Here is a 17,724-nt window from a genome sequence, read left to right as displayed (position 1 = left end):
AGAGCCGTTGCGGCCTTGTCACCTTCTGCCGACGGTCAATGTGAGAATAGGGATTGGGCAGGACTCGCGTTTAGTCCATCAGGCCCCGGACAAACGGGATCAGCCCGGTCTGGCGGGTGCGTTTCATCCGCTCCGCATGGAGGATTTCGCGGACTTTGACGAAGCATTCATCGACATCGTCGTTGACGACCACGTAGTCATATTCGGCCCAATGGCTGATCTCGCCGCGCGCCCGATCCATCCGCCGGTCGATCACGTCTTCGCTGTCAGTCGCGCGCGATTCCAAACGGCGACGCAATTCATCGAGGGTAGGCGGAAGGATGAAGACGCTGACGACGTCTTGCTGGTCCTTCTGGTAAAGTTGCTGGGTGCCCTGCCAATCGATGTCAAACAGGAAATCATCGCCCTCTTTCAGGCGTTTGCGGATATACCCCTTGGGCGTGCCGTACCGATTGCCGAAGACTTCGGCCCACTCGTAGAAATCGTCTTTCTCGACCATCGCATCGAAAGCCTCGTCGCTCACGAAATGATAGTCGACCCCTTCGACTTCGCCGGGCCGGCGCGGACGGGTGGTGGCAGAGACGGACAGCCGGATTTCATCATCGGCGGTCAGCAACATGCGCGAGATGGTGGTTTTTCCTGCACCGGAGGGGGAAGACAGGATAAACAGCAAGCCCCGGCGATGGAGCGCGTCGGAAGTGTCGTGAGCCATGGGCGTCTTTGGACCGTGGTCCGGCGGAAAATCAACCCCCGGCCTGGATCAATCCTCGCTCTCGGCGCTCTCTCGAAGCTGCTCGCGGCCCTTGCGTCGGGCGCGCCGTTTCTGGCTCATGTCGAAGAGTGTTTTCAGCAGGATGCCACCTCCGACTGCGACCGCGCCGGGCACGGAACGGGTCGCCATCTTGGCTGCAGCGAATGCAGCGAGATTCTGTTTGATGCTACGGTTTTCCAGGATGTTGCGCGTCGCGTCTTTCCCGTATCGACCGCGGAGCATTGTTTTCTCGACCGAATTGCGGACCAGGTAGGATCCGGCGCGTATCGCGATATCTGCCATAATCAGATTGGTTGCCGGATTGGGGCTGACACCCGGCACTGTGCCTTTGGCCGGCACACCACCTTTGTGCCGCGAAGTATCTGCCTGGTTTTTCTTGCGGCGCTGCGCCATAATTATCTCGTTACCATGTCCGGTCGCCCAGTCGCCCGGTCACCCTATTTCTTGCGCCCGAAATCGACGGTTACGACATTCGAACCGTCATCGGCCTCGGCAATGGCAGGACCAGCGCCTGCCTCGTCATTTTCCGGGTCATCATGCGCTTCAGGGGCCATGTCTGCGACGGTAGCCTGGAATTGCAGACCGAAATCGACTGCCGGATCGACGAAAGCCGTGATCGCGGCGAAGGGGATCTCGAGCTCGGCCGGGACCTGGTTGAAGCTCAGGCCGACCGAAAATCCCGCTTCGGTCACTTCGAGACCCCAGAATTTGTTCTGCAGCACAATGGTCATCTCGTCCGGAAACCGCTCGCTCAGATGCGGCGGGATATTGACCCCCGGTGCAGCGGTTTTGAATGTGATGTAGAAATGGTGATTACCGGGCAATTCACTGCCGGATTCCTGGATTTCGCCCAGCACACGGCCAACTACGGCGCGGAGCGCTTCCTGCACGATCTCATCATAGGGGATGAGGCTGTCGGGGGTATCCTCGGTCATGCGCACTAGGTGGCCCCGAGATGGCGTCCGGTCAAGCCGGAAAGCTTGCCTATCCGCGCCTTGTGGGTATAGCGCGCGGCCATGCGTACCGGCCAGATCGAGCGGAACACCGCGGAAACCAAAATCGCTATCGAGGTCAATCTCGATGGCAGCGGCAGTTATGATGTTTCGACCGGGATCGGCTTCCTTGACCATATGGTGGAACAGTTCTCCAAGCACTCGTTGATCGATGTGACGATGAAGATCGATGGTGACCTGCATGTCGACCAGCACCACACCACCGAAGATAGCGCCATCGCGCTGGGCCAGGCGCTGTCCGATGCGCTGGGCGACAAGGCCGGGATCGGGCGGTATGGCCAGGCTTATTCACCGATGGACGAAACCCTGGCGCGGGTCGCTCTTGATATTTCGGGCCGTCCGCACACCGTGTTCCGTGCCGGATTCAGCCAGGAAAAACTGGGCGAGTGGGATACCGAACTGATCGAGCACTGGTTCCAGTCGGTCGCGCAGGCCGCCGGGATCACGCTGCATATCGAATTGCTCTACGGAACCAACAACCACCACATCTGCGAAGCGATTTACAAGGGTTTCGCCCGCGCCATGCGGCAGGCGGTGGAGCTGGACCCGCGCAAGGGCGGCGCCATCCCCAGCACCAAGGGCCAGTTAGGTGGCTGACGTTTCTTTTTACCGCACACCCATCCGGGCGCGCGATTTCCTCGCCCATGCGATCAAAGATCGCGTCGCTGCGGACGGGCAGTCGCCCTTGCGGTCGCTTCGCGCCCGACTGGCTTAGCCTTGGCAGAGGTCATCGCTCTCATCGATTACGGCGCGGGCAATCTTCACTCTGTGCACAACGCGCTCAAGGCGGCGGGTGCGCATGGCGTGAAGGTGACGCACAATCCCGATCTTGTCCGCCGGGCCGACCGGGTCGTTCTGCCCGGTGTCGGATCGTACAAAGCCTGTGCCGATGGCCTGCGTGCCATTCCGGGTATGGTCGATGCGCTGGAAGAGCGGGTGCTGCTTGGCGGAGTGCCGTTTCTGGGCATTTGCGTCGGCATGCAACTGCTGGCGACGCGCGGGCTGGAGCATTGCGAGACGCCCGGCCTGGACTGGGTGCCGGGGGAAGTGCGGCTGATCGCGCCGATCGATCCGAGCGTCAAAGTGCCCCATATGGGCTGGAACGATGTCGCGCTGACGCCGCATGCGCGCGGGCATTCCCTGATCGAGGAAGGCGAGGCCTATTTCCTCCATTCCTACCATTTTCATGCCGATGACGGGCGCAGTATCCTGGCCATGACCGATCATGGCGGTGGCCTGGTCGCAGCAGTATCGCGCGACAATATTACCGGCGTGCAATTCCACCCGGAAAAGAGCCAGGCCTATGGTCTTGGCCTGCTTTCCCGTTTCCTCGACTGGAGGCCCTGATGATTGTTTTTCCGGCTATCGATCTGAAGAATGGCGAAGTTGTCCGCCTTGCCGAAGGCGATATGGATCGCGCGACTGTCTACGGTGACGATCCCGCCGCGCAGGCGATGGTCTTTTCGGAAGCCGGTGCGGAGCACGTCCACGTCGTCGATCTCGATGGCTCGTTCGCCGGCAGCGCGCAAAATCGCGAAGCGGTGCAGGCTATTGTAGAAGCGTTTCCCGGATATGTGCAACTTGGCGGGGGGATCCGTACGCCGGAAGATGTCGAGGGTTGGTTTGACGCCGGCGTCGCGCGGATCGTGATCGGCACGGCGGCCCTCAAGAACCCGCAATTCGTCAAGGACATGGCGCGCGCTTACGAGGGCGGTATCGTGGTGGCGGTTGATGCGCGTGAGGGGATGGTCGCGACCGACGGTTGGGCTGAAACTTCCGATGTCTCCATTGTCGACATGGCCCACCGATTTGAAGATGCAGGCGTAGCCAGCCTGTTGTTCACCGATATCGGGCGCGACGGAATGCTGAAGGGCTGCAATATCGAGGCGACGGTTGACCTCGCCCAGCAGACCGATCTGCCGGTGATAGCCAGTGGCGGAGTCAAAGGGCTGGATGACATCCATATGCTGGCGCTGCAGGCAGAGCAGGGCATTGAAGGGGTGATTACAGGTCGCGCGATCTATGATGGGCGTCTCGATCTGGCCACGGCACTCGCGATGGCCAAGCGCTGATGACAGTCCGCGTCCGCGTTATTCCCTGTCTCGACGTAGCCGATGGGCGCGTGGTCAAGGGCGTCAATTTTGTAGACCTGGTCGATGCGGGCGATCCGGTCGAGCAGGCCAAAGCCTATGACGCGGCAGGTGCGGACGAACTGTGCTTCCTCGATATCTCTGCCAGCCATGAAGGGCGCGGGACATTGCTTGATGTGGTCCGGCGCACGGCTGAAGTGTGCTTCATGCCCCTTACCGTCGGTGGCGGGGTCCGCTCGGTCGAAGATGCGCGGGCGCTGCTGCTGGCAGGCGCGGACAAGGTTGCCATCAACAGCGCTGCAGTCGCGCGGCCCGAACTGGTGCGCGAAATCGCCGAGAAATTCGGCAGCCAATGCGTGGTGGCCTCGGTCGATGCCCGGCGCGTGGGTGAGGGCAAGTGGGAAATCTTCACGCATGGCGGGCGCAAACCGACCGGGATTGATGCGATCGAATATGCAGAGCTCGTTTCCGATCTGGGGGCAGGTGAATTGCTGGTAACCTCCATGGATGGCGACGGGACCAAAGCGGGGTACGATTTGATGCTGACGCGCACCATTGCCGACAGTGTGGCCGTACCGGTTGTCGCCAGCGGCGGCGTCGGCACGCTTGAGCATCTGGTCGAAGGCGTGACCCAAGGGCATGCGAGCGCGGTACTGGCCGCATCAATTTTCCACTTCGGAACATATACGATCGGTGAGGCGCATGCTGCATTGAGAGCCGCAGGCCTGCCCGCGCGGCAATAAATCTCCAGCTGTCGGCCTGCTTTACACTCGGCCTTTGCCGGACGGGCGCGTTAACCATTGTAATCGGGGGCCTACGCGGTTCCACGATATTTGGCGTGAACATTGCTTAACCATCCCAATGGATCGCATCCTTGCCCTTACCTTGCTTGTCCTGGCTGCACCGGCATCCGCCCAGAGCGGCATCGCGATTCCTGAGCCGTCCAATTGGGCCTTGTTCGGCTTGGGTGTGCTGGGCGTGCTGATCGGGCGCTTCGGCATTCGCTCGCGACGCCGCGACGACGACTGACCGCGAGCGCCATCCGGCATCTTGACGGTCAACGGGGGCACCTTCATGGCGTGGTCCATGGATACGCTCACTCGTCTCGAACACACTATCGCCGAACGCCGCAGTGCAGATCCCGGCAGCAGTTATGTCGCGCAGCTCACATCGCGTGGTGTGCCCGTGATGGCGCGCAAAGTTGGCGAGGAAGCCGTTGAAACCGCAGTGGCTGCCCTGTCCGGCACGCGAGAGGATCTGGTCGGAGAGGCCGCCGATGTGATTTTCCACCTGATGGTCTTGCTCGCCGCAAAAGGAATACCGCTGCGCGAAGTGATGGAAGAACTGGATCGGCGTGAAGGGCTGTCGGGCCTCGAGGAAAAAGCGAGCAGGAGCGAATAATGCCGATCGATGCGACCCAGTCCTATGATGATGAGAACATCTTTGCGAAGATTTTGCGCGGGGAGATTCCATCGAGCAAGGTCTACGAAGACGATTGGGCTTACGCATTCGACGATATCAATCCGCAGGCGGAAATCCACACGCTGGTTATTCCCAAGGGGGCCTATGTCAGCTGGGATGATTTTTCCGCCCGCGCGTCAGACGCAGAGATCGGCGGTTTCGTGCGGGCCGTCGGCCATGTCGCGCGCGCCAAGGGGCTGGTCGAACCCGGCTATCGTCTGCTCGCCAATATCGGTGCGCATGGCGGGCAGGAAGTCCCGCATTTGCATGTCCATATCTTTGGCGGGCAGCCGCTCGGTAGGATGATCTGCAACTAGCTGGGGCGAAATGCGCGATTGGTCGCAGGCTTGAGTCGCTTCGTCGATGGCGCTTGCCGGGCGACTCGCGGCTCCGCTAAAGTGCTCGCCAACCTATGAGCGTTTCTCCGACCACTTCTGGCCCCAATCCACCGGGCGGCATATTCGATGGCCCTGTCCATCTCTATGCTGTGCGGGTCTATTACGAAGATACCGATCTTTCCGGCATCACTTACCACGCCAATTATTTACGCTGGTTCGAACGCGCCCGGTCCGACATTTTGCGTTTGCTCGATATTGACCAGCGCGAAGCGATTGAAGCCGGCGAGGGTGCCTATGCGGTGGTCGATCTGGCAATGAAATATTTGCGGCCGGCCAAGCTGGATGATGATGTGGTGATCAAGACGTTGTGCACCGATCTGCGGTCGGCGTCGGTCAAGATGCACCAGCGCGCCTTTCGCGGCGACGAATTGCTGACTGAAGCACTCTTCCGGGTCGGCTTTGTCTCGCCCGAAGGTCGCCCAAAACGCCAACCCGACGCGTGGCGCGAAGCTTTCAAACCCGTACTATCCGAGGAAATCCCGCAATGACCTTGCCCGCTGCTGCCACTGGTGGCGCCTCTACCCGGCTCGATCCGCTGGAGCTGTTTCTGGATGCCGACATCGTGGTCCAGGCCGTCATGCTGGGCCTGATCCTCGCCTCCATCTGGAGCTGGATGATTATCGTCAGTTTCGGCCTGCGGCTAAACGGGGCGAAGCGGCGCTCCGCCAAGTTCGAAAGCGATTTCTGGCAGGCCGACGATTTCGAGTCCGTCATGGGGCTGTATCGCAAGAAGGATGTCCCCTCCGTCAGGATCGCTGGCAGCGCCATGAATGAATGGAAACGCTCGACCGCAAAGGGGCTGAAAGATCGCGAAGCGGCAAGTGGGCGGATCGCCAATGCCATGGCCGGGCAGATCGCGCAGGAGGCAGACGAACTGGCCGCGCGGCTCAATTTCCTGGCCACGGTTGGCTCTGTCGCGCCCTTTGTCGGCCTGTTCGGCACCGTCTGGGGCATCATGAACAGCTTCTTCCAGATCGGCGCGCAAGAAAGCTCCTCACTCGCTGTCGTGGCACCGGGTATTTCGGAGGCACTTTTTGCCACCGCCATCGGCCTGTTTGCGGCCATCCCGGCGGTGATCGCCTACAACCGGTTCAGCAATGGCGTGAACATGTTCGAGGCCAAGCTGCAGCGCTTCGCCGACAAGTTTCACGCCAATCTCAGCCGCGAGCTGGAGCGGCTCTAGCATGGCGATGGGAGTCCTCTCGTCGAAGCGCGGGCGCAATTCCCGGCGCGCACCGATGGCGGAGATCAACGTCACGCCATTTGTGGACGTGATGCTGGTGTTGCTGATCATCTTCATGGTCACTGCGCCGCTATTGAACTCAGGCGTCCCGGTCGATTTGCCGGAAAGCCGCGCCAACGCGCTGCCGCAAGAGGTCGAGACGGTAACCGTCTCGGTGGGCAATGACGGCACGATCTACATCAATGACGAGCCGCAGATCCCGGGTCGTTTCGCAGAAGGGCTCGCTGCCCTGCCGGCGCAAGCTGACGGTGGCAGGCCCGATATTACGCTGCGTGCCGACCGGACGCTTGATTACGGGCGCGTGATGGCTGTGATGGGCGAACTCAATCGCGCCGGTTTCAACTCGATATCGCTGGTCACCAGCGGTTCATCCGATCAGCCATAGCTCCTGACTATGGCAGCCATCGCCCTCAGCCGCGAAGAAGGCCTCGGTCTCGGGGTGGCAGTTGCGCTGCATGTCGCGCTGGTCGCGGTCCTGCTGCTTCAACCTGAATCGCGCGAAGCGGTCGAAATGCCTGAGCGGGTAACGGTCAATCTGGCCGAGGATGTCGGCCTGAAAGCGCAGGCGCCCCAGATTGTGCCGGAAAGCCGTGCTGCTACGGCGCCGGAACTGTCGGACCAGCCTTCGCCTCCACCGCCAGAGCCGCAGGTCGCACCGCAACCCCCGCAACCGCGCGCCACCACGGCGCCGCGCCCGCGCCCGACCACCCGCGCAACACCGCGCCCGCGCGCCACCACTGCGCCGCGACCTCGCCAGACCAGCGCGCCGCGTCCCCGGCCAACACGCGCGCCTGCTCCGCCCCGGGCCTCCAATCTGGGCGACAATTTCCTGGATGGTGCGGGTTCGAGCACGCGCACACAAGAAACACGGATACCGGCGTCGCAGATCGGGGCGAGTGCCAAGGCCTCGCTGGTCCAGGCCATCGCCCGCAAGATCAAACCGGAATGGCAGCCACCGAGTGGACCGGAGGTGGAAGACATCGTGACCGTGCTGCAGTTCCGTCTCAATGAAGACGGCTCGCTCGCCGGTCGTCCGCGCGTGGTGCGCCAGCGCGGTATCAATGATGTGAACCGTGCCCAGGCCGGCCGCCATGCAGAACAGGCCATCCGCGCTGTGCAACTGGCTGCCCCGTTCGACTTGCCGCCCGAATATTACAACGCTTGGAAGAATGTGTCGGCCTTCAGCTTCGACTGGAAACTCTCGCAATGAAGATTTTTGCCCCCGTACCCCTTGCCCTGGCACCTTTTGCCCTGATCGCTGCTCCATTGGCGGCGCAGGATCTGGGCGCGCCGCCTCCACCCGATGGCCCGGTCGAGACGGTCGACGATACGTCGGTACAGGACGATGAAGGGGAGGGTGGCCTCACAGGTTCGGTCTCGTTCGAAGGAAATCTCGATGATTTGGGCATTGCCATCCCTGCCTTTGCAGCCGACCGCGATGCACCCACCCCTGCCAATGCCAGTGGTACCGCTGCTCTGGGGGCAGAGCTTGCGCGGATCATCACCAACAATCTGAAGAATAACGGCCTGTTCGAGCCCACCGGCCCCGATGCCTTGCCCAAGCCGACATTCCCGCAGATCACCGATCCGCAATGGCCGACCTGGTCAAACCGTGGTGCCGAAATGCTGGTCCATGGCTATGTCCGCAAACGTGGCGACGGCAACCTGATTGTTGGCTGCTATCTCTATGACATGGCGCTGAGGGATGAGCTGGACCGGGGCGGCTGGATTGTGCCCCCGGCCGACTGGCGCCGTGCTGCGCATAAATGCTCCGACATGGTCTATGCGCGCCTGACCGGGGAAAGCCCGTTCTTCGATAGCCGGATCGCCTATATCGCCGAGACCGGGCCTAAGGATAACCGGACGAAACGGCTCGCGATCATGGACAGTGACGGGGCCAATCACCGCTTTATCACGACCGGGCGAGCGACCGCACTGACGCCGCGTTATTCACCCGATTATCGCCGGTTGCTCTATCTCAGCTATGTCGATGGCAATCCGCGCATCTACATCTACGATATCGGCACCGGGCGGCAACAGCTTGTCACTCAGAGCACCAATCCGACCTTCGCACCGCGCTGGAGCCCGGATGGAAACTGGATCCTTTATTCGATGGCGGTCAACGGCAATACCGATATCTATCGCGTGTCGGCGGAAGGCGGTCCGAGCGTGCGCCTGACCAACGAGCCAGGCATCGATGTGGGCGGGTCTTACTCTCCCGACGGAAGCCGGATTGTGTTCGAAAGTGATCGCTCGGGCAGCCAGCAAGTCTACATCATGGATGCAGACGGGTCAGACCAACGCCGGATCAGCTTCTTTGGCGGGCGTGCCGCGACCCCGGAATGGAGTCCGCGTGGCGACCAGATTGCTTTCACCTACATTCCGGGAGACTTCAATGTCGCGGTGATGAGCCCCAATGGCCGCAACTTCCGCAAATTGAGCAGCGGCTGGCAGGATGAGGCGCCGACCTGGGCGCCTAACGGCCGGATCATCCAGTTCTTCCGCACAGAGAGAAATACTGGTAGCACCGCATTGTATCAGGTTGATCTTACAGGAGACAATCTGCGCCGCCTGCCGACACCGGTTGATGCATCAGACCCTGCATGGGGACCGATTTTGCCCTAGGGTGGTTAGACAACAGAGCGAGTCGCGCTGAATTGGGGGCCAATTTAGGTGAGGAAATTGCCATGAAAACACGTTTTGCTTCTTTGATGCTGCTGGCCGGGACTGCCAGCCTTGCCGCCTGCCAGACCAAGGCACCCGAAGATCTGCCGCCTGAGCCGGGCCCGGTCGCACCACCGATCGATACCGGTCCCACGACTCCGGCTGGCCCCGCTGTCGGATCGCAGCAGCACTTTGTGAATGCTGTGAACGGGCAAAACGTGATCTATTTCGATACCGACCGGTTCAATATCGACAGCGCTGACGCTGCAGCTCTGCAATCGCAGGCGCAATATCTGGGCCAGTATCAGAACGTGTCGGTGACAATCGAAGGGCATGCCGACGAGCGCGGCACGCGTGACTACAACCTGGCGCTGGGTGAACGCCGCGCTAATGCGGCCAAGAACTATCTGGTCAGCCTGGGTGTTCCGGCCAACCGCATCGCGACGGTGAGCTATGGTGAAGAACGCCCGGTTGCAACGGCATCGACCGCGCAGGCATGGGCACAGAACCGCCGTGCGGTTACCGTAGTGATCAACTAGTCTGGACTATCAAGTGCGATACATTGCCCCCGCTTCGGCGGGGGCATCTTTTTGCGCTATCAGCGCTGGATGGCAGCGATCGTCAGAGCGACCGTGTCATGCGACTTGCCGCCACCGGGCATCCCCGGCGCCATGCTGATCGCGAACACAGCCATGGTAAGCGCGCAGATCGTGGCGGAGAAGGTAAGTTGCTTGCTCATGGACGTGTTCATGCCGGTTCTCGAATGGGTCGATCCGGCACCTGATAGCGCCGGATTGTGAAGTTTGTATTGCGATGCAACATTTCACAATGCAACTTTGTTCCCGAACTTTTCAGACGGCGCAAGATCGCCTAGATTGACGACAATGTTTTCTCGACCAACAACACGGATGAGCGGCCATGCCTAAGGCGCGGCGTTCCAATGATTGGGGTTTTCCTCGCTGGCGCAGCTATGACAGCTCGCGTGAAACCACGACCGTGCGGTTGTGTGACCGGCATTTGTGCGAGGAGCCCGGAGATTGTCCGGCCCCCAAAGCTCCGAACAGCCCGGATCGCTGGATGTTTTGCCAAAAACATGCCGCCGAATACAATAAGGGCTGGGACTACTTCGAAGGTCTGGACAAGGCCGAGAAGGCCGCGCGCACCAAATCCGAGCAGACCGAAAACGCTGGTTACGCGGAAGCGTCTCATTTTGGCTGGGCCGGATCAGGTGACGGATCACGCAGCGCGGATGAAATGCGCGCGCTCGATGTGCTGGAACTCGAAGCTGACGCCGACTTCGCCGCGATCAAGAAGGCGTATCGGGTCAAGGCCAAGGCGGTGCACCCGGATGTGAAACCGGGCGATGCCGAGGCGGCCGAGGAATTCCAGAAGCTGCAGGTTTCCTACGAAGTGCTCAAAGCTGCCGAAGAACGGCGCGAGTGGAAGGGGTAGGAGAACCTACGTCGGCTCTCGAACCAGTTCGAAACATTCGTTCCAGGCAGGTCTCGCCTAGACAACGGGCGTCTGAATCATGCCAGCAGCCACGCGAGCACCTCATCCATCTGGGTGGCGGTTTGCGCAAAGGCATGGCCAGCATCGTAAACGCGAGTTTGCAAATTACAGCCTCTTTGCCACCCGAGGTTCGTCATGCCTTCTGCGATCGCCAATTGATGGGGCACCATGCCAGCGTCCATCATCTGTGTCCCGTGATCTAGCCAAAACCTGCGTCCTTCCGGTGCGCCTAAGGACAAGAAATAGTCCTGCCAAAGCGAAGGCAGTGATGGATGGTCGATGAATCGCTCATCGTATATTGCCCAATTCGGCGACATTGAGGCACCGAGGCCGAACGTCTCTTGCGCTTCGACAAAAATCGCGCCGGACATAACGCCTGCCATGCTCGCACCGAAGATTGCGGTGTCCAAGCGATCAGGAGATGTTTGGTAGTTTGTGTCGATAAACGGCTTTAGTTGTTCCTGGATAAACGCGACAAAAGACTTCGACGATAGCGAGGTAGCTCCCACTCGTTTGATTTCTCGCTCGACTGTGTTGCGAACCTCCGGAGAGGCTCGATCGTAGATGGTTTCCGGCATGTATTGGAGGAAGCGTTCCTCTCCGAGATTGTCGATTGCGACGACAATCGTGGGTTGTATGGTCCCGGCAGCCATCAATCGAGTGACGCGGCGATCGGCTTCGAAACTCACGCCGTCGCTATCGCCCTCGAAAGCATACTGACCGTCCAGCATGTATAGTGTCTTATACAATTGCTCTGTCGAACCGTAGCCAGGCGGGAGGAAAACCCTCACGCGAGGAACCACATCACGCGCCTCGGAGAACGCAGTTAGGGTCTCGATACGTCCACTACCCTTGCCGCCGATCGCAAGCGCTGGAGATGCGAGGACCAGTGCAGTAAATGCCAGAATTGTGCGGCGATGAACGATCATGCCTCTGTTCTCCCTCTCGGCGATAAACCTAAGGCAGAAAGAGACTGGTGTCATCGCTGAGCGGGCAATGGCCTTAATTACCGCTTGGCTTGCGTATCAATCGCCGAATTCGGATTGTCATTCCACCACGCAACATCGGTCCAGGGGCGGGCATCGACTTCGTGGGTCCAGCAGTTCTTGGGCTGTTGTGCCAGATGCCAATAGGTTTCCGCCAGGGCTGCCGGATCGATAACGCCTTCTTCGCCTTTGGACTGTTTGAACGCCTCGAATTTGTCGCCCAGCAGTTTCCCCAGCGTATCCGGAGCATCGACCGCGCCGTCGACCACGATATGGGCGACGTGAATGCCTTGCGGACCGAATTCTGCGTTGAGAGTCTGGCATAGCATCCTGCGCCCTCCCATTGCCGCGGCATGGCTGTGCTGCCCGGCATTGCCGCGCACCGCGGATGTCGCGGACGTGACCAGGAGCGAGCCGTTACGCCCGTTATTGGCGCGCTCGACCATCGCGGGGAACATTGCGTGGGCGAGACGGAAAACGCCATAGCACCCAAGCCGCCATCCCAGTTCGAAGGTGCGATGCGGCGTGTCGTGCAGTTTCCGGTTTCCGATCTGGGCACCCAAATTGTAGAGCGCGCTTTCAATAGGGCCAATGTCCTGTTCCACCTGCGCAACCAGATCCTCGATCGCTCCATCTTCGGAGGCGTTCAGCAGGAGGCCGCTCGCCGACCCTCCCGCGTCCTCGATTTGTCCAACAAGCCGCTGGAGCCCCTTTTCATCCGAACGGCGCGCAAGGACAGCATGATAGCCCCCGGCAGCAAACCGCTTTGCCGCATGGCCACCGATCCCGGCGCCAGCGCCAATGACCAGAAAAACGGGTTTGCGATCTGCCATGGCTTAATCTCCGTAGTGAATATGCACCTTGCTAGCGGTAGCGACGGCAGCTGCGCGCGCTTCGTCCGTTGTCGAGCCAGTGGCCAGGGCAACGCCCATCCGGCGATAGGGACGTGTCGTGGGTTTTCCAAAAATGCGGACATCCGCGCCATCTGCCATCGCGTCTGCAAGGCCGGAATAGGATACAGCCTCGCTGTCCTGATCGGCCAGGATTACCGCACTGGCGGAGGGGCGGGCGCGGATCATCTCCGGGATCGCAAGGCCCAGGATGGCGCGGGCATGCAGGTCAAATTCGGACAGGTTCTGGCTGATGGAGGTGACCATCCCGGTGTCATGCGGGCGGGGGGACAATTCAGAGAAGATCACCTCTTCGCCCTTCACAAAGAACTCGACTCCGAACAAGCCGAAGCCGCCCAGATCATCGACGACTTTGCGGGCCATATCCTGCGCAGCGGCAATAGCGGCATCGGACATGGGAGTGGGTTGCCAGCTCTCACGGTAATCGCCGCGTTCCTGCCGGTGGCCGATGGGCGGGCAGAAGGTCACGCCATTGTTATGGCGCACCGTCAACAAGGTGATTTCGTAGTCGAAATCGATGAACTGTTCGACGATCACCCGTTTGCGATCACCACGCATATTGGCGACGGCATAGTCCCATGCTTCCTCCAGTTCGCCAGAATCGCGTATCGTGCTCTGACCCTTGCCACTTGAGGACATGACCGGCTTGATCACACAGGGAAAACCGGTGAACTCTGCTGCTGCCACCACTTCTTCCAGGTTCTTGGCATAGCGATAGCGTGAGGTTGTGACGCCCAGATCCTGCGCGGCGAGATCGCGGATCGCGTCGCGGTTCATGGTCATCTGGGTGGCGCGGGCAGAGGGAACTACACGCGTACCCTCTGCTTCTATCTCGGCCAGCACTTCAGTCCGGATCGCTTCCACTTCCGGCACTACGAAATCTGGCGCATGCTTGGCAATCGCGGCCCGCAGCGCCTCCGGGTCGAGCATCGAGAAAACCTCTGCCGCATCCGCCATCTGCATGGCAGGCGCATCGGCATAGGCATCGCAGGCCACCACATACGCCCCCAGCCGCTTGGCCGAGATGACGAATTCGCGGCCCAGTTCACCCGAGCCAAGGAGAAGGATCTTCGCGGTATGCGCCATAGGCTCAGACGTGCTCCAGCGCTTGCTCGAAGTCGGCGATCAGATCGTCCGCATCCTCGATCCCGATGGAAATGCGTACCAGGCTATCGGTAATGCCAAGGGCTTCCTTGCGGGCAGGGGGCACGGAAAGGTGCGTCATGCTGGCCGGGTGGCTGGCGAGCGTTTCAGTCCCGCCCAGGCTGACGGCGAGCTTCGCAATCTTGAGATGGTCGAGGAACCGGAAACACTCCGCCTCGCCGCCCTTGATGAAGACCGAGAAGGTCGACCCCGCACCAAGGCAATGGCGATCATAAATGTCCTGCTGGCGCGCATCTTCGATCATGCCGAGATAACCCAGGCCGGTGACCTTGGGATGGCTCTTGAGGAAGGCGCATACCTTCTCTGCATTCTCGCCCGCGCGCTGCATCCGCAGCTCCACGGTTTCGAGGCTGCGGCACAGCATCCAGGCCGTGTTGGGATCGGCGATGCCGCCCATCGTGTTGCGCAGGGCACGGATAGCATCGATGAAGCGCTTGGGCCCTGCAACGCTCCCGGCCACGAGGTCCGAATGGCCGCCGACATATTTGGTCAGCGAGTACACGACCAAATCCGCGCCATGCTCCAGCGGACGCTGCCACAGGGGGCCAAGGAATGTGTTGTCGATCGCAATCGGGCAGCGATCCGCATCGAAATGCGCATCGCGTACGTCGCGGACGGCTTCGATATCGACCAGGGCATTTGTCGGGTTGGCCGGGCTTTCGAGATAAATCAGCGGCACTTCGCCGCCCTGCGCTTCGGCTTGGGTCTTGGCTTTTGTCATCACGGCATCAAGCTCTTCGCGGCTCGCGCCTGCCGGGAAATCGATATAGGTGACGCCATACTTGGCCATGGTCTTGGCAACAAAGCCTTCGCTGGCAGCATAGAGCGGGCCGGAATGGACGATCACGTCACCGGCCTTGCACGCGGCCAGCATCAGGATCGCAATGGCCGTCATCCCGCTGGAGAAACTCAGCGCTTCTTCTGCGCCGTCCCAAATCGCGAGGCGATCTTCGAGGATTTCCTGGTTGGGCGCATTGAAGCGTGAATAGACCAGCCCGTCGGCACCACCGGGGCGCTGGCCCGTGATGCCTTCGAAATGGCGTTTACCGGCGGCCGCGTTTTCGAAGGCGAAAGTGCTGGTGAGGAAGATCGGCGATTTCAGCGACCCTTCGGAGAGGGCCGGGTCAAAGCCGTGGCCCATCATCAGTGTGCTGGGCTTCATGTCGCGACCGTTGATCTGGGTAACCTTCGGTTTCGGATTGCGGCGCGGGGTCGGTGTGTCGGTTGAATCAACGGCGTCGGTCATCGGGGATGACTCCTTCCTAGTAACGGCGCCCCCAGGAAGGCAGGAGCTGAGTTTGCAACCGGGCCGCCCGTTCCTAACCTCCGCAGGAACGCATCTGCACCGGATGGCGAATATGATGTGCGGCGATTATCGCTTCCACTGCGCCTTTTCAACTACAGTGAGGCGTGTGTCAGACCAGTGCGGCAACAGCCCAGACCAGGCCGACGATCAAGCCAATCCCGATCAGGTCGAGCACAAAACCGGCCTTGACCATATTGCCGATTTTGATGTGACCGGTGGACCAGGCGATGGCATTCGGACCGGTGCCGGCAGGCAGCATGAATCCCCAGCTGGCAGCAAGCGCCGCAGGCATCGCGAGCAGTATCGGGTCTGCGCCCAGCGCAACCACCAGGCTGCCGATAATCGGAATGATACCGGTCGCGGTTGCAACATTGCTGGCGAATTCGGTGATGAGGATGACCATCGCCACCAGCGCCAGCGCGACAACCAGCAGCGGCACGGCAGAGAGCGGCAGCAAGGCTTGCCCCAGCCATTCGGCCAACCCGCTTTTGGTCATGCCGGCAGCGAGGGCCAACCCGCCGCCAAACATCATGATGACCCCCCACGGGGCACGGTCGGCTTCTTTCCATACCAGCAGTGGTCGCCCTGTGCCATCCGGCAGCAGGAACAAGGCGAGGCTGGCCGCGATGGCGATTGTGCCGTTGGTCCACGAGCCCGCAGGCAGGTAATCGCGCACGATCGGCAAGGTCATCCACAACACGAAGGTGAGCGCCACCACCGGTACAAGGCGGCGTTCCGCAGTCGACCACCCGGTGCCGACCTCGATCGCATTGCGGGCGCTGGCCACGTCAAACGGGTGATCATCGACTTTCTGGAAATACGAGATAATCCACGCGGCCAAGGGCACACCAACAATCACCACCGGCAGGCCATAGAGTGTCCATTCGGCGAAGGTGATTTCCATCCCGATGGTTTCGTCCAGCAAGCCGACAGCGATGGCATTGGTAGGTGAGCCGACCAGCGTGCCCAGCCCGCCGATGCTGGCGGCAAAGGCGATACCCATAGGGAGAGCGCCCGCAAGCCCGTCACGATCTTCTGCCGCAATTCCGCCGCCCGCCAGCACAGCCAGAGCCATCGGCATCATGATCAGGCTGGTCGAGGTGTTGGAGATCATCATGGAAAGCAGCGCGGCGCTGATCATGAAGGCCAGCAGCAGCCGCGATTGGCCACCGCTGGTGCCGATCGTTCGCAGGATCGCGAGGCTGAGCCGTTTGTGCAGGCCCGTCCGCTCGATCGCGAGGGCGATAAATGCGCCGCCCAGCAACAGGAAGAGGATCGGCGAGTAGTACGTCGAGGCGGTCTCCCTGGCGTTGGATATCCCTGCGAAAGGAAGCACCAGAAATGGCATCAATGCCGTGGCTGTCAGTGGCAGGGCCTCTGTCATCCACCAGCTGGCCATCAGCACAACCAGCCCCGCAACGATCAGACCTTCGCGGCTCAATCCATCGGGCGTCGGAGCGAAAATGCCCAAGAGCAGGGCAATCGCGCCTGTCAGCAGGCCGATCCGTTGTGCAGTCATGTGATGCAATCCCTCCCGATAGAGAGGCTCTAACAACCGGGCTTCGGCCTAGCAACGGCCCGCCGCTTGATCGTACAAAAAGGGCGCCCGTTTCCGGACGCCCTTTAAATTTCGGAAATGCCTAGCGCCGCTATTTCGGGGCCAGCACCATCAGCATCTGGCGCCCCTCGAGGCGCGGAAACGCCTCGACCTTGGCGGTCTCTGCCATATCGTCCTGAACCCGCTTGAGCAGGTCCATACCCAGATTCTGGTGCGCCATTTCACGCCCGCGAAAGCGCAGCGTCACCTTCACCTTGTCACCATTGTCGATGAACTTGTTCACGTTCCGCATCTTCACGTCATAATCATGGGTGTCGATGTTCGGACGCATCTTCACTTCCTTGATATCTTGCGTTTTCTGCGTCTTGCGTGCGAGGTTTGCCTTCTTCTGCGCCTCGTAACGGTGTTTGCCGACATCAAGGAATTTGCACACGGGCGGGTCTGCATTGGGAGACACTTCGACCAGGTTGAGGCCTAGCTCGTTGGCCTGCTCGGTTGCTTCGCGGGTGTACATTACGCCAAGGTTTTCGCCTTCGTGATCGATCACGCGCACCTTGGGTGACTGGATGAGATTGTCGTATCGCGGACCGCTCTTGACCGGCGGCTGCATGGAACGACGTGGTGGACGGGCTATGGGGCTTTCTCC

At 60.7% G+C, this 17,724-nt stretch carries 25 protein-coding genes; 15 read left to right on the top strand and 10 right to left on the bottom strand.

Features of this window, described 5'->3' with window-relative positions; all coding sequences use genetic code 11:
- Positions 1 to 70: 70 nt before the first annotated feature.
- From gmk to ABD653_RS06040, 3 genes are read right to left on the bottom strand one after another with little or no spacing between them, the layout of a single operon-like run.
- Positions 71 to 712: a guanylate kinase gene (gene gmk / locus ABD653_RS06050; RefSeq protein ID WP_160777854.1), complete on the bottom strand. Its 642-nt coding sequence runs from the start codon at positions 710 to 712 to the stop codon at positions 71 to 73.
- A 48-nt stretch (positions 713 to 760) separates the two neighbouring features.
- Complete coding sequence (locus ABD653_RS06045) at positions 761 to 1,165, bottom strand: hypothetical protein (RefSeq protein WP_160777853.1); 405 nt, start codon at positions 1,163 to 1,165, stop codon at positions 761 to 763.
- Between the two features lie 44 nt (positions 1,166 to 1,209).
- Entirely contained in the window at positions 1,210 to 1,707 is a 498-nt protein-coding gene (locus ABD653_RS06040) for an SspB family protein (RefSeq protein WP_160777852.1), read from the bottom strand.
- 81 nt (positions 1,708 to 1,788) lie between these two features.
- On the opposite strand from ABD653_RS06040, the gene hisB reads away from it, so the two are divergent.
- The 14 genes from hisB to pal all read left to right on the top strand — a co-directional run bounded on the left by hisB (position 1,789) and on the right by pal (position 10,180).
- Positions 1,789 to 2,382, top strand: a complete 594-nt coding sequence (hisB, locus tag ABD653_RS06035) for an imidazoleglycerol-phosphate dehydratase HisB (RefSeq protein ID WP_160777851.1) — start codon at positions 1,789 to 1,791, stop codon at positions 2,380 to 2,382.
- Positions 2,375 to 2,500, top strand: coding sequence for a hypothetical protein (locus ABD653_RS06030; protein ID WP_267904668.1), 126 nt, complete (start codon positions 2,375 to 2,377; stop codon positions 2,498 to 2,500). The genes hisB and ABD653_RS06030 overlap by 8 nt, the downstream gene beginning before the upstream one ends.
- Before the next feature lie 2 nt (positions 2,501 to 2,502).
- Entirely contained in the window at positions 2,503 to 3,132 is a 630-nt protein-coding gene (gene hisH, locus ABD653_RS06025; protein ID WP_160777850.1) for an imidazole glycerol phosphate synthase subunit HisH, read from the top strand.
- Positions 3,132 to 3,857 carry a 1-(5-phosphoribosyl)-5-[(5-phosphoribosylamino)methylideneamino]imidazole-4-carboxamide isomerase gene (hisA, locus tag ABD653_RS06020; protein WP_160777849.1) on the top strand — a complete coding sequence of 242 codons (726 nt, stop codon included), beginning with the start codon at positions 3,132 to 3,134 and terminating at the stop codon, positions 3,855 to 3,857. Before hisH ends, hisA begins: the two co-directional genes overlap by 1 nt.
- Positions 3,857 to 4,618: an imidazole glycerol phosphate synthase subunit HisF gene (hisF, locus tag ABD653_RS06015; RefSeq protein WP_160777848.1), complete on the top strand. Its 762-nt coding sequence runs from the start codon at positions 3,857 to 3,859 to the stop codon at positions 4,616 to 4,618. The genes hisA and hisF overlap by 1 nt, the downstream gene beginning before the upstream one ends.
- A gap of 118 nt (positions 4,619 to 4,736) precedes the next feature.
- A complete protein-coding gene (locus ABD653_RS06010; protein ID WP_160777847.1) occupies positions 4,737 to 4,904 on the top strand; it encodes a PEP-CTERM sorting domain-containing protein in 168 nt (55 codons plus the stop codon).
- A gap of 57 nt (positions 4,905 to 4,961) precedes the next feature.
- Positions 4,962 to 5,276, top strand: a complete 315-nt coding sequence (locus tag ABD653_RS06005) for a phosphoribosyl-ATP diphosphatase (protein ID WP_160777846.1) — start codon at positions 4,962 to 4,964, stop codon at positions 5,274 to 5,276.
- Positions 5,276 to 5,653 carry a histidine triad nucleotide-binding protein gene (locus ABD653_RS06000; protein ID WP_160777845.1) on the top strand — a complete coding sequence of 126 codons (378 nt, stop codon included), beginning with the start codon at positions 5,276 to 5,278 and terminating at the stop codon, positions 5,651 to 5,653. Before ABD653_RS06005 ends, ABD653_RS06000 begins: the two co-directional genes overlap by 1 nt.
- A gap of 95 nt (positions 5,654 to 5,748) precedes the next feature.
- Positions 5,749 to 6,222 carry a YbgC/FadM family acyl-CoA thioesterase gene (locus ABD653_RS05995; protein WP_160777844.1) on the top strand — a complete coding sequence of 158 codons (474 nt, stop codon included), beginning with the start codon at positions 5,749 to 5,751 and terminating at the stop codon, positions 6,220 to 6,222.
- The gene (tolQ, locus tag ABD653_RS05990) at positions 6,219 to 6,917 is read left to right on the top strand and encodes a protein TolQ (protein ID WP_160777843.1); all 699 of its coding nucleotides are present in this window, start codon (positions 6,219 to 6,221) and stop codon (positions 6,915 to 6,917) included. Before ABD653_RS05995 ends, tolQ begins: the two co-directional genes overlap by 4 nt.
- Position 6,918: 1 nt before the next feature.
- Complete coding sequence (locus tag ABD653_RS05985) at positions 6,919 to 7,362, top strand: ExbD/TolR family protein (protein WP_160777842.1); 444 nt, start codon at positions 6,919 to 6,921, stop codon at positions 7,360 to 7,362.
- Positions 7,363 to 7,371: 9 nt separating this feature from the next.
- The gene (locus ABD653_RS05980) at positions 7,372 to 8,187 is read left to right on the top strand and encodes an energy transducer TonB (protein WP_160777841.1); all 816 of its coding nucleotides are present in this window, start codon (positions 7,372 to 7,374) and stop codon (positions 8,185 to 8,187) included.
- A complete protein-coding gene (gene tolB, locus ABD653_RS05975; RefSeq protein ID WP_160777840.1) occupies positions 8,184 to 9,602 on the top strand; it encodes a Tol-Pal system beta propeller repeat protein TolB in 1,419 nt (472 codons plus the stop codon). The genes ABD653_RS05980 and tolB overlap by 4 nt, the downstream gene beginning before the upstream one ends.
- Positions 9,603 to 9,664: 62 nt before the next feature.
- Positions 9,665 to 10,180 (top strand): peptidoglycan-associated lipoprotein Pal, encoded by a 516-nt coding sequence (gene pal, locus ABD653_RS05970; protein WP_199801058.1) that lies wholly within the window; start codon positions 9,665 to 9,667, stop codon positions 10,178 to 10,180.
- Positions 10,181 to 10,239: 59 nt separating this feature from the next.
- Here the strand turns inward: pal and ABD653_RS05965 are convergent, their stop codons facing one another.
- The gene (locus ABD653_RS05965) at positions 10,240 to 10,380 is read right to left on the bottom strand and encodes a hypothetical protein (protein WP_160777839.1); all 141 of its coding nucleotides are present in this window, start codon (positions 10,378 to 10,380) and stop codon (positions 10,240 to 10,242) included.
- A 179-nt stretch (positions 10,381 to 10,559) separates the two neighbouring features.
- Here ABD653_RS05965 and ABD653_RS05960 point away from each other — a divergent pair, with 179 nt between their 5' ends.
- Positions 10,560 to 11,093, top strand: coding sequence for a J domain-containing protein (locus ABD653_RS05960; protein WP_160777838.1), 534 nt, complete (start codon positions 10,560 to 10,562; stop codon positions 11,091 to 11,093).
- A 77-nt stretch (positions 11,094 to 11,170) separates the two neighbouring features.
- On the opposite strand, the gene ABD653_RS05955 is transcribed toward ABD653_RS05960, so the two are convergent.
- The 6 genes from ABD653_RS05955 to infC form a co-directional block, all read right to left on the bottom strand.
- The gene (locus tag ABD653_RS05955) at positions 11,171 to 12,082 is read right to left on the bottom strand and encodes an alpha/beta hydrolase (RefSeq protein WP_160777837.1); all 912 of its coding nucleotides are present in this window, start codon (positions 12,080 to 12,082) and stop codon (positions 11,171 to 11,173) included.
- Between the two features lie 77 nt (positions 12,083 to 12,159).
- Complete coding sequence (locus ABD653_RS05950) at positions 12,160 to 12,972, bottom strand: SDR family NAD(P)-dependent oxidoreductase (RefSeq protein WP_160777836.1); 813 nt, start codon at positions 12,970 to 12,972, stop codon at positions 12,160 to 12,162.
- Between the two features lie 3 nt (positions 12,973 to 12,975).
- Positions 12,976 to 14,136: a formate-dependent phosphoribosylglycinamide formyltransferase gene (gene purT / locus ABD653_RS05945; RefSeq protein ID WP_160777835.1), complete on the bottom strand. Its 1,161-nt coding sequence runs from the start codon at positions 14,134 to 14,136 to the stop codon at positions 12,976 to 12,978.
- A 4-nt stretch (positions 14,137 to 14,140) separates the two neighbouring features.
- Positions 14,141 to 15,460 carry a cystathionine gamma-synthase family protein gene (locus ABD653_RS05940; RefSeq protein WP_160777834.1) on the bottom strand — a complete coding sequence of 440 codons (1,320 nt, stop codon included), beginning with the start codon at positions 15,458 to 15,460 and terminating at the stop codon, positions 14,141 to 14,143.
- 169 nt (positions 15,461 to 15,629) lie between these two features.
- Positions 15,630 to 17,039 (bottom strand): SLC13 family permease, encoded by a 1,410-nt coding sequence (locus ABD653_RS05935; protein ID WP_160777833.1) that lies wholly within the window; start codon positions 17,037 to 17,039, stop codon positions 15,630 to 15,632.
- Positions 17,040 to 17,169: 130 nt separating this feature from the next.
- Positions 17,170 to 17,688, bottom strand: coding sequence for a translation initiation factor IF-3 (infC, locus tag ABD653_RS05930; RefSeq protein WP_160777832.1), 519 nt, complete (start codon positions 17,686 to 17,688; stop codon positions 17,170 to 17,172).
- Positions 17,689 to 17,724 lie beyond the last annotated feature (36 nt).

This window comes from Parerythrobacter jejuensis, assembly GCF_039536765.1.
Taxonomy (GTDB): domain Bacteria; phylum Pseudomonadota; class Alphaproteobacteria; order Sphingomonadales; family Sphingomonadaceae; genus Parerythrobacter; species Parerythrobacter jejuensis.
Note: the sequence above shows the minus strand (reverse complement) of the source record. Positions and strands in the feature narration are given on the sequence as shown.